This is a genomic window from Streptomyces sp. NPDC127119 (genome assembly GCF_042677425.1).
Classification (GTDB): domain Bacteria; phylum Actinomycetota; class Actinomycetes; order Streptomycetales; family Streptomycetaceae; genus Streptomyces.
Map to the genome: position 1 here is coordinate 16,747 of NZ_JBHXTO010000013.1, position 10,084 is coordinate 26,830.

At 70.1% G+C, this 10,084-nt stretch carries 10 protein-coding genes; 7 read left to right on the forward strand and 3 right to left on the reverse strand.

Annotated elements, in window-relative coordinates; all coding sequences use genetic code 11:
• Positions 1-25 precede the first annotated feature (25 nt).
• Positions 26-634: a TetR/AcrR family transcriptional regulator gene (locus tag ACFVH5_RS09105; RefSeq protein ID WP_385832975.1), complete on the reverse strand. Its 609-nt coding sequence runs from the start codon at positions 632-634 to the stop codon at positions 26-28.
• Positions 635-987: 353 nt separating this feature from the next.
• Here ACFVH5_RS09105 and ACFVH5_RS09110 point away from each other — a divergent pair, with 353 nt between their 5' ends.
• The 4 genes from ACFVH5_RS09110 (at position 988) to ACFVH5_RS09125 (ending at position 3,989) form a co-directional block, all read left to right on the forward strand.
• A complete protein-coding gene (locus ACFVH5_RS09110) occupies positions 988-1,380 on the forward strand; it encodes an ester cyclase (protein WP_385832899.1) in 393 nt (130 codons plus the stop codon).
• 72 nt (positions 1,381-1,452) lie between these two features.
• Positions 1,453-2,139: an SDR family NAD(P)-dependent oxidoreductase gene (locus ACFVH5_RS09115; protein ID WP_385832900.1), complete on the forward strand. Its 687-nt coding sequence runs from the start codon at positions 1,453-1,455 to the stop codon at positions 2,137-2,139.
• A gap of 353 nt (positions 2,140-2,492) precedes the next feature.
• Positions 2,493-2,942: a spore-associated protein gene (locus ACFVH5_RS09120; protein WP_384797355.1), complete on the forward strand. Its 450-nt coding sequence runs from the start codon at positions 2,493-2,495 to the stop codon at positions 2,940-2,942.
• A gap of 249 nt (positions 2,943-3,191) precedes the next feature.
• Positions 3,192-3,989, forward strand: a complete 798-nt coding sequence (locus tag ACFVH5_RS09125; RefSeq protein ID WP_385832901.1) for a hypothetical protein — start codon at positions 3,192-3,194, stop codon at positions 3,987-3,989.
• A 49-nt stretch (positions 3,990-4,038) separates the two neighbouring features.
• Here the strand turns inward: ACFVH5_RS09125 and ACFVH5_RS09130 are convergent, their stop codons facing one another.
• Both ACFVH5_RS09130 and ACFVH5_RS09135 read right to left on the reverse strand, forming a co-directional pair.
• Positions 4,039-4,209: a hypothetical protein gene (locus tag ACFVH5_RS09130; RefSeq protein ID WP_385832903.1), complete on the reverse strand. Its 171-nt coding sequence runs from the start codon at positions 4,207-4,209 to the stop codon at positions 4,039-4,041.
• A gap of 27 nt (positions 4,210-4,236) precedes the next feature.
• Positions 4,237-4,599 (reverse strand): PRC-barrel domain-containing protein, encoded by a 363-nt coding sequence (locus tag ACFVH5_RS09135; RefSeq protein ID WP_384797346.1) that lies wholly within the window; start codon positions 4,597-4,599, stop codon positions 4,237-4,239.
• A gap of 144 nt (positions 4,600-4,743) precedes the next feature.
• Between ACFVH5_RS09135 and ACFVH5_RS09140 the strand changes: the two genes are divergently transcribed.
• The 3 genes from ACFVH5_RS09140 to ACFVH5_RS09150 all read left to right on the forward strand — a co-directional run bounded on the left by ACFVH5_RS09140 (position 4,744) and on the right by ACFVH5_RS09150 (position 10,052).
• Positions 4,744-5,157 (forward strand): NUDIX hydrolase, encoded by a 414-nt coding sequence (locus tag ACFVH5_RS09140; RefSeq protein WP_385832904.1) that lies wholly within the window; start codon positions 4,744-4,746, stop codon positions 5,155-5,157.
• 206 nt (positions 5,158-5,363) lie between these two features.
• Entirely contained in the window at positions 5,364-6,335 is a 972-nt protein-coding gene (locus ACFVH5_RS09145; RefSeq protein ID WP_385832905.1) for a polysaccharide lyase family 1 protein, read from the forward strand.
• Between the two features lie 168 nt (positions 6,336-6,503).
• On the forward strand, positions 6,504-10,052 hold the full coding sequence (locus ACFVH5_RS09150; RefSeq protein WP_385832906.1) for a substrate-binding domain-containing protein: 3,549 nt from the start codon (positions 6,504-6,506) through the stop codon (positions 10,050-10,052).
• The last annotated feature ends 32 nt before the right edge of the window (positions 10,053-10,084 follow it).

Here is a 10,084-nt window from a genome sequence, read left to right on the forward strand (position 1 = left end):
ACGCCGTGCCGAACGCGGCCGGGTCTCAGAGGGGTGGCCAGTTGCGCAGGGCCGCGTCGGCCATCTCCTGCAGTTCGTCCCGGCCGACACCGCTCGCGGCCTGTACGGCGATGCCGTAGCCGAAGGTGGTGATGTAGCGGGCCAGCAGCCCCGGATCGGCGTCCGCGGGCAGGTCTCCCTCGTCCACGGCCCGCTGGAACCGCTCCCGGAGGCAGGAGTGGCCGTCGTTGCGCCAGGCGACGAGGAGGTCACGGACCTCCTCCCCGGCGTCGCTGACGGTCAGGGCGCTCTGGACGCCCAGGCAACCGTGGGGGTTGGCCGGGCGGGTGGTGGTGCGCACGGTGCCGGCCAGGATCGCGGTGGCGGTACCCAGGGCTGTCGGCTCCTTCAAGGCTCGGGCCATGTATGCGCTCGGGCCCTCGGTGTAGCGCTCCAGCACCTTGCGGAACAGCTTCTCCTTGTTGCCGAAGGCCGCGTACATGCTGGTGGTGGAGATGCCCATCGCGGTCGTCAGGTTGGCGGTGCTGGCTCCCTCGTAACCGTGCCTCCAGAAGACCAGCATGGCGCGCTCCAGAGCCTCGTCTGTGTCGAATCCTCGCGGTCGGCCGATCGGGCCGGTCTGTTTTCTCTCCACGTCCACTCCCCCACTGTACTGCTTCTGTAGCGATCGCTGCGGAAGTACTACCGTCGGAGTTCTGCAGCGATCGTTGCGGAAGTTGGAGAGGGGGGTTGTGTGGGGGCGCTCACCGTTCAGCGCGGGGGCTTGGTGCGGGCTGGGGGTTCTGTGCGGCTGCGTGGGGGCTGGCCGCGCAGTTCCTCGCGCCCCTTAAAAGCGGGGTCGGTGTTCTGTGCGGCCACGTGGGGGTGCGCCGCGCCGTTCCCCGCGCCCCTTGAAAGCCTGCGCTGGGCTGGAAGTGGGGCGGAGGGATGGGGCCTGGTGTGACTGCAGTTTTACGGATAATCGCTTCGCGTAGGAAAGGTCAGTTGATGTCCGAGAGTTATCTGCGTGCTTTCTACCTGCGCTATATCGCGGCGCTCAACGCCCACGAGTTCGACGGTATGGATGAGTTCATCGATGACCGCACCACCTTGAACGGGGAGCCGGCTACCCGGGACGACCTTCTCGCCGTTCAGAAGCACGACGTGGACGCCGTTCCCGACCTTCACTGGGAACTCAAGGAACTGCTCTTCGACGGTGACCGGCTGGCCGCCCATCTGGTCAACACCGGTACTCCGGTGAAGGAATGGCTGGGCGTTGCCCCCACCGGCGCCTCTTTCGAGATCGTCGAGTACGCCATCTACCAGGTGCGCGACGGGCGATTCGTACACATGACCGCCCTGCACGACGCCGGTGAACTTCTCCGGCAACTGACCGGCTGACCGGCCGATCGCAGAACATTCCACCACTTCACCAACGCCCCACCTGGGCCTTATGAATCGCGAGGATACGCAATGACCGTCACACTGATCACCGGGGCCAACAAGGGCATCGGTTTCGAAACAGCCCGACAGCTCATCGCGTTGGGCCACGTCGTCCATATCGGCGCGCGTGACATTGAGCGGGGCGAGAAGGCCGCCGCAGAAATCGGGGCACGATTCGTGCAGCTCGATGTGACCGACGACGCGTCGGTGAGCCGCGCGCTGGCGACGATCGACTCCGCCGAGGGCCGACTCGATGTCCTGGTGAACAACGCGGGCGTCCTCGGGGACGGGGTCGTCGACGGGCCCACGGCCCTGCGGGCCTTCGACACCAACGCGGTCGGGATCGTGCGCGTCACGGAAGCCGCGCTGCCCCTCCTGCGCAATTCCTCGAACCCGACCGTGGTCAACGTGTCGAGCAGCGCGGGATCGTTCTGGGCGGTGACCAATCCGGACCGGCCGGAATTCGGCCTGCCGTTGGCGCTCTATTCCGCCTCGAAGTCCGCGGCCACGATGCTCACGGTCCAGTACGCCAAGTCCCAGCCGGGCATCAAGTTCAACGCGGTCGAGCCCGGCACGACCGCGACCGACATGACGGCGGCGTTCGGAATCGGAAGGTCGCCGGAGGAGAGTGCCGGCGTCGTCGTACGGCTGGCGACTCTCGGCTCCGACGGCCCGACCGGAACCTTCCAGGACGAGAACGGGGAACTGCCTTGGTGACCGCGTCGCGGCGTAGCCGTTCAGTCCGCGGGACCCTTCGGCATATCCGCATATCCACATATCCGCGCGATGCGTGTGCGGAGAAATCCACAGTGGACCAATAAGGGCGTTTTCGCGGGGCAGGAGTACCGATACGGCCGGAGCGGCCGGCGTTTCGCAGGGAACCTTGCGCCTCCAGCGCCGTCCGCTCCGGTCGTTCTCGCGTACCGGACCGGGCGGGCGCCCCATCGCTCCGCCGACCACCGGCGCCGCCCACGCCGCACATCTTTTACAAGTGACGCACAACCCTTCCGATACCTCGCGTGTCACATCAGGCAGGAGCAACAGACCACAAAGATCCACAAGGGGGAAATATGGGATTCCACCGTTCCGTCCTGTCTGTCTTCGCAATCGGCGCCCTGTCCGTGGGGGCCACGGCCGCCCTGGCGGCGCCCGCCTCCGCCGCACCCAACACCACGCCGCAGAAGGTCTGCGGGAGCGCCTACAAGACCGTGAACTCGGCTCCCGTCGGCTCGCTGGGCACCGTGTATCTGACGTACAACGCCTCGAACGGCAAGAACTGCGTCGCGACCATCCGCAAGAACCCGGGCACGGCCGTGGAGATGTCCACCTGGGCGTACATCCCCGACACCGACGAGGGCGCGGAGGACTACGGCCTGTACACGTCGTACGCGGGACCGGCGTACGTGTACGGCAAGGGCCACTGTGTGGACTGGGGCGGCCACATCAGCAACGTGTACGTGCAGGTGACGGGCTCCAACTGTGCCGCGCTCAAGGAGCACCGGGTCACCTCGGTCCGCTGACCCAGCGCTCCCCCGGCCACCGCGTGCTCCCGTGGGAATCGGCGGGAACCCGCACCGGTCCGGCCCGCCCCGCCACCGCCCCGGCAGACTCACCGAGTTCTGCCGGGGCGGTGGCGGGGCTTTTTGGCGCACGTGGTTCGCTCGTTCGAGGAGGACGAACGTTTCCGCGCTTTTGGGCACTACCTGGCCAGGTCATGATCACCGCGGTTCTCGCGACGGTGAGAGTCCTCGGTCCGCTCAGGAGTTGCCATGATTCTCGTCATCGTCGTCGCCGCAGTGGCCCTGATCGCGGGACTCGCGGCGAACCGGTACCTACGCCCCCGCCTGATGAGCGACGACGACGCCGGCATGGCCGTCAAGGACCTCGTCGGCCCCCTCCTGACGCTGACCGTCCTGCTGCTGGCCTTCGTACTGGTCACCGCCTCGGGATCGCACGGCAAGGCCGAAGTCGCCGCACGGGGCGAGGCCCGCGCGCTGGACCAGCTCACCGAGATCGCCGATTACACGCCGACGGCGGAGCGGGAACGCGTCCAGGCGGACACCGTCTGCTACGCCCGTGCCGTGCGCGTTTACGAATGGCCCGCCATGGCCGACGGCAAAGGGGCCGCCGAGCCCAGCGTGTGGTCGACCGATCTGCGACGCTCGTTTCGTGATCTGGAGGGCAAGCCGGTCTTCGGCATGCTGATCGGCGCCGACAACAAGCGCTCCGACGAACGTGCGGAGCGCCTCACCCAGGCCACTCCCAGCATCCCGAGCGCCATCTTCTGGTTCCTGCTGGCCACCCTCACGCTCACCATCGTGACCCTCGCCGTGTGCGTGCCCCGCAGGAACAACCGCGGTCAGCTCGTCGTCCTCACGGTCATCACCGCGCTCCTCACGACGACGCTGTGCATCATCCGCGACGTCGACCGGCCCTTCGGCGGCATCATCGATGTCGACCCCACCGCCATCACGGAGATCGAACGGCAGTCCACCCGCGACTTCCTCGCCAACCATGAGGCCGCCGATCTGCCCTGTGACAAGAAGGGCGACCGACGCGCCGCGTGACGCACCGCCAAGGGCCCGGGGGGGGCGGACGGCGGGACGGACGGAGCCGTCAGCGGATGGGGCGACGGCTGGAGCGCCGGGACCAGCGCACAGCCGTGAGAGCCAGGGCCGCCACGAGGACCACGATGCCGATCACCAGCAGGTAGCCCAGCCCCTTCGCGGCCACCCCGATGATTCCGAGCACGACGGCGACGAGGACGAGAAACAGGAAGAGAGCCATGGCAGTACCTTCAGACCGAGTAGGGGATCAGCGACGCGCGAGTTGCCTCTCTCCGTTCGCGCCCGTCTGATAGGCCAGGTCGTAGTGCTGGAAGATCGCTTCCTCTTCCTCGGCGGGGAGGATGTCGTCCATGCCCACGGAGGGTGCTTTCTTCACCAGGGCCTTGGCGTAGGCGACCCTCACGTAGTCGGGTCCGAGGACCGCGTCGTCGAGCGGGACGAAAGCCAGTCGCTGCCGAGTGGGCAAGCCGATACGGACCGTCGCCATGGCCGACTCGTCGGTAGCGGTGTTCACATAGATCGATTCGAGCACGCCGATCTTGTGCCCCTTGAGGTCGACGACATCGCGATTGCGCCACTCACGCACATCGGCCGCTTGGATCTTGCTCATGTTGCGCCTCCTGAGCCACTCATCTGCGACGAGTTCCCCCGCTGCCGCCCCTGACACCACAGCCGCACGGCCGGGATACGAGGCCTTCGCGGCCACTGGCGGCGCTGCAACGGTCCCGAAGGGCGCGCGGCGCTTACACGGAGAGTGACGGGGCTGGCACGGGCGCCGGCGACGCTCCTACTGCCGCGTCGAAGTAGACCCATCCGTCCACTACGGCACCGTTGGCGCGGGTGGGTGCCGCCGGGCGGCAGGGTGGATGCCGGGGAGACGCCACGGGAAGCCGCTCGTCGGGAACTGTTCGAGGAGACCGGCGTACAGGCGGAACCGCAGGCCGTGCCCGCGGCCGCCGAGGTCCGGTCGTATCGTCCCGACTGGCCGGCCACCGTGGGCATCTCCTACGTGGCGGTCGTCGACCGGCGGACGCCGTTGTCGGCCGAAGGGGATCAGCCGGCCGGCCGGCACCGGCTAGACGAGCCGTGGCAGGGGTGGTTCGCCGACGATCGTCCGCGCATGCAGCAGTGTGCCCTCCGGCTGAGCGCTCTCCGGCCGGGTCCCTGACGACCGGAGAGCGCGTGACAGCGCGTGCCCGGTTCTCTCCCCCTGGCCCGCCCCGCCGCTCCACGGCGCAGCACGCAATAGTCCACACACGGCACGTCATTGTCCACATGCGTCGCTCTAGTCTCACAGCGAGCCGACCGCGCGGCCCCGGCACAGCACCCGCACTGGCACGTCACTTCTCCAAAACCCCACGGACGGAGATCCACATGCGCAGGACGAGCGCACGGTTCACCCTGACCGGAGCCGCGGCCGCGAGTGCCGTCGCACTGGCTGTCATCGGAGCCAATACGGCGAGCAGTTCCACCGCATCCCAGCTGGAGCCGGCGGTCGCCGCTGCCGCCGCGCCCATCGGCTTCGGAGCCGGCACCACCGGTGGTGCCGGCGGCAGCACGGTGACCGTCACCACCGCCTCCGCCTTCAAGACTGCTGTGCAGAGCAGCGCGACCCAGATCGTCCGCGTCAACGGCACCATCGCGCTGACGGAGATGACGAAGGTCGCATCGAACAAGACCGTCGTCGGTGTCGGCACGGCAGGGAAGATCACCGGCAGCGGGCTGAACATCGCGAGCGTGAGCAACGTGATCATCCAGAACCTCACGTTCACCGGGTCCAACGACGACGCCATCAACGTCCAGTACTCGACGAAGGTCCACATCGACCACAACGACATCTCCGGCGCGTACGACGGGGCCGTCGACATCAAGCGCTCCTCGACGAACATCTCGGTGTCCTGGAACCGCACCCACAACCAGGACAAGAACATGCTGCTCGGTCACTCGGACGACAACTCCAGTGAGGACACCGGCAAGCTGAAGGTGACGTACGACCACAACTGGTTCGACGGCACCAATCAGCGCAACCCGCGCGTCCGGTTCGGCAACCCGGTCCACGTGCTGAACAACTACTTCAGCAACGTCGGCTCGTACGGCGTGGCGTCCACCGAGAACGCGGGCGTCCTCGTGGAGGGCAACTACTTCGAGAACACCGACGACCCCTACCACCTCGGTGAGGGTTCCTCCGACGCGGGCTCGCTCGTGGCCAAGAACAACTACTTCGTGAACTCGGGCTCCGGCCAGACCGGCGGCTCCGTGGCCTCGATCCCGTACAGCTACACCGCCCAGTCGGCCTCCGGCGTCAAGGCGACCGTGACCGCCGGTGCGGGTGTCGGCAAGATCTGATCCCGGCTTCCGCACCGCATCACGACCTCCGCACAGCACCACACGGCGCGGGGCAGGACCGGTGACCGACGCGTCACCGCTCTTGCCCCGCGCTGCCGCCTCCCCTACGTTGCCCAGGGCCCAGCGGGCCTACAGGGCTTCTGACGGAGGCCGAGCGAGGGGGCGCCGATGGACCCGGGGCCGTACACCGGGCCGTACGCCGTGGGCGGTACGTCGCCCGGGGCGAACCGGCCGCTGACCGTCGGGCTGCTCACCGCCAACATCCATCTGGGGGTGGGGGCGACGCTCTGGTCCGGGGCCCGCGCCGCCGCCGAACGCAACGACGTCAATCTGATCTGCTTCCCGGGCGGGAACCTGCGTCACGGTGACGTGGCCCGCAGCGAGTTGTACGAACTGGTCGGCCCGGCCCGGCTCGACGGCGTCGTCTGCTGGAGTTCGACCCTGGGGCTGCCCTCGGCCGGACCCCGGGCCCGCCGTCTGCTGCGCCGGCTCGCCCATCTGCCGCTGATCAGCCTCAATCAGCCGCTCAGCGACCAGACCGACGTGCTGTCGATCGACTCCCACGCGGGCATGCGCAAACTGGTCGGACATCTCGTCCAGCACGGCCGCAGACGGCCCGCCTGCATCCACGGGCCGCTCGCCAACCCGGTCTCCGAGGAGCGTTACCGCGCGTGTGTCGACGCGCTGCGCCACCACGGCATCCGCAACGAACACGTGGGCGCGGCCGTCGACTTCGCCGCGTCGGCCGGCGCGTCGGCGATGCAGGTACTGCTGGAGGCCCGCGGACTGACACCCGGCGTCGACTTCGACGTGGTGCTCGCGTGCAGCGACGTCCTCGCCGCCGGGGCACTGCGCCATCTCACCGAACGCGGCATCCGGGTGCCGGAGGACGTGGCCGTGGTCGGCTTCAACGACTCCCCCGAGGCCCGTCTCGGCGACCCGCCGCTGACCTCCGTGGCCCTGCCCTTCGAGGAGTTGGGCGCGCTCGCCGTGGACACCCTCGTCGCCCGGCTGCGCGGCACCCGACCGCCCGATCGCACCACCATCCCGGCCACGCTGGTGCCGCGCCGCTCCTGCGGCTGCCCCTACCCGACGTCGTACCAGCCCCCGCTCGTCGCCCCGGCGCCGGCCGCCGCGCGGCACCCGGCGGGCTGGGACGCGGTGGACGGCGTACTGCCGTCCGGTGGTGTCCGCCTGGCCGCGGCCTTCCGTGCCGAACTCGCCCGCGCCGACAGCGATCCGTACCCGCAGGTGAGCACCGGTGGCGGCGGCCAGGACACGGTGAACGGTGGTGCCCGGCCCGGGAGTTTCCTCTCCCTGGTCGAGCGGCTGTTGCACAGCAACGCCGGAACGCAGGCCGACGTCGACCGCTGGCACCAGGCGTTGGAGAGCGCCCGCCGTGGTGTCGTCGACACGCTGCCGGACCCGCTGCGCCGGGCCGGTGAGGTCCTGTTCGGCCAGGCCAGGCTCGTCGTGGCGGAACGGTCGCGTGCCCTCCTTGAGTACGAGCGCTGGTCGGGAACCCAACGCGCGCGCAGACTGCGGGAGTTCGGGACCGCGCTCACCACGGTCGTGGACCTGGAGGGGCTCTCCGACGTACTGGAACGCCATCTGGGCCAGTCGGGCGTCCCGCACTGCCGGATCGTCCTGTACGACCGCGACGCCGACGCCTCCGGTCCGGCGGCGCTGGGCATGGCGCGGCCTCTTCTCGCCCGTGCGGAGGCGGCCCGGGAGGCAGGCCGGGAATCCGGTCCCACCGGCCCGCTCGGCAGCCCCGCCTTCTCCCCCGCCCTGCTGCTTCCCGACTCCCTGCTGCCCGGCGAGGACCGCTTCACGCTGGTGCTCGAACCGCTGCACATCGGCGAGGAGCATCTGGGCGTGGCCGTGTTCGAAGCCACCTCCGCGCGAGCGGCGTACCACGACGGGGCCGACGGAGCCCTGTACCGGGAACTGGGCGATCAGATCAGTGCCGCGCTGAAGGGCATCGGGCTCTTCGACGAGGTGCGGCGCGCACGGGACGCCGCGGAGCAGGCGAGCAGGTTCCAGACGCGGCTGCTGACGCATGTCGGCGACGAGTTGCGTACTCCGGTGGAGGCCATGCTGCACCGGTCCGGTGACCCCGCGGCGGCCCTCCTGGAGGTCCGGCGGGACGCCGCGCGCGTGCTGCACCTCATGGAGAACCTCCTGGACCTGGCGCGCTCGGAGGCCGGTGACCTCCTGCTGACCCGGCGGCTCATGGATCCGCTGCCCGTCCTCGCGCGGGCGTGCGCGGCGGCGGCCTCCGCGCTGCCCGCGGGCCCCGGGTGGCGGCTCGACCTGCCCGAGCGGCTGCCCTCGGTGTGGGTGGACGAGACGCGGTTCCAGCAGATCCTGCACAACGTGCTGATCTCTGCGGCGGCCCGCGCGAAGGACGCACCGCCCCGGGTGGCGGCGGCCCTCGGCCCGGCGGGCGTGCGGATCACGGTCGACGTCCCGGACGCCCGTACGCCGATCGCGCAGCCCGGCCAGCTCCTGGACGTGGGGGTGACCACGGCCCGGCGGCTGGCCATGATGCACGGCGGGGCGCTGACCGTCTCCGACGCGACGGACCGGGCCCAGTACGTACTGGAACTGGCCCTGCCCTCTCCTGACGGGCAGGCGCATCTGGCCGCCGCGGGCGACGCCCCGCTGCTGGTCGTCACTCCCGGCGAACTCGGCGCGGACATCAGCGCGCACGCCGCCCGCCACGGTCTGGAGGTGTTCCGGCCCGACACCGCGCACGACCCCATGCCGTCGGTGGCGCGGCGCACGCCCGGCGCCGTCGTGTGGGACGCGCAGCCGGACCGGCCCCAGGAGTGGCGGGCGGTGCAGCGGCTGCACGACCATCCGGCGCTGCGGCACACGCCGTTCGTGCTGTTCGGCGCCGACGGGACCGATCTGCCGCAGGCCCTGCGTGCGCTGCGGCCCAACGGTTTCGCCGAGCCGGTGATCGTCGCGGGCGGCTCGCAGGAGTCCCGGGAGGCGCTGCGGCGGCTGGCGGAGTCGGCGCTGCCGGACCATCCGGCGCGGGTCTCCACCGACGCGACGACGCTGCTGGCGCTGGTCGCGGAGGAGACGCCACGGCTGGTGGTGCTGGAGCGAGCGCTGCCCGATCTGCAGGCGCTGGACGTGGTGGACCGGCTGCACGACGGCTCTGGCCGGGCCCTGTGTCCTGTCGTGATCGCCGACCACGAGGGCATGACGGCGGCGGACGCCCGGCGCGGCCGTCAGCACCCGGCGCTGCTGATGCTGGACATGGACGTGTTCGCGCCGCAGGAGGCCGCCGCGCTCGTCCGCGAACTGGCCGCCCACGGCTCCCGGTTGCCGCCGCGCACCAGGGACGTCCTCGACGAGGCCCTGGTGTTCCTCTACGAGCACTGGCGTCGGCCGATCTCCCGCTGGCAGGTCGCGCAGGCCGCCGGTGTCAGCCCCGACCACCTCGGCAAGCTCTTCCAGCAGCGGTACGGCCTGACGGTGTGGGAGTACCTGACGCGCCTGCGGATCCGGCGGGCGGCGGAGCGTCTGCGGTCGAGCAACGACAGCGTGCAGAGCGTCGCCCGGGCCGTGGGTTTCCGCGATCGCGCGTATTTCAGCCGGGTGTTCCGCAGGGTCACGGGGGCGGCCCCGCACCACTACCGGGAAAAGACCGCCTCCGGAGAGGGAGTACGGGACGTGTCCGCCGGCCCGGCCCACCGCTGAAGCGGCGTTCACCCCCCACTCGGCCCACGCCC

Excerpts from the sequence above, each read along its gene's own strand:
- ACFVH5_RS09110 (WP_385832899.1), top strand. The coding sequence starts at position 988 with ATGTCCGAGAGTTATCTGCGTGCTTTCTACCTGCGCTATATCGCGGCG.
- ACFVH5_RS09115 (WP_385832900.1), top strand. The coding sequence starts at position 1,453 with ATGACCGTCACACTGATCACCGGGGCCAACAAGGGCATCGGTTTCGAA.
- ACFVH5_RS09120 (WP_384797355.1), top strand. The coding sequence starts at position 2,493 with ATGGGATTCCACCGTTCCGTCCTGTCTGTCTTCGCAATCGGCGCCCTG.
- ACFVH5_RS09125 (WP_385832901.1), top strand. The coding sequence starts at position 3,192 with ATGATTCTCGTCATCGTCGTCGCCGCAGTGGCCCTGATCGCGGGACTC.
- ACFVH5_RS09130 (WP_385832903.1), bottom strand. The coding sequence starts at position 4,209 with ATGGCTCTCTTCCTGTTTCTCGTCCTCGTCGCCGTCGTGCTCGGAATC.
- ACFVH5_RS09135 (WP_384797346.1), bottom strand. The coding sequence starts at position 4,599 with ATGAGCAAGATCCAAGCGGCCGATGTGCGTGAGTGGCGCAATCGCGAT.
- ACFVH5_RS09145 (WP_385832905.1), top strand. The coding sequence starts at position 5,364 with ATGCGCAGGACGAGCGCACGGTTCACCCTGACCGGAGCCGCGGCCGCG.
- ACFVH5_RS09150 (WP_385832906.1), top strand. The coding sequence starts at position 6,504 with ATGGACCCGGGGCCGTACACCGGGCCGTACGCCGTGGGCGGTACGTCG.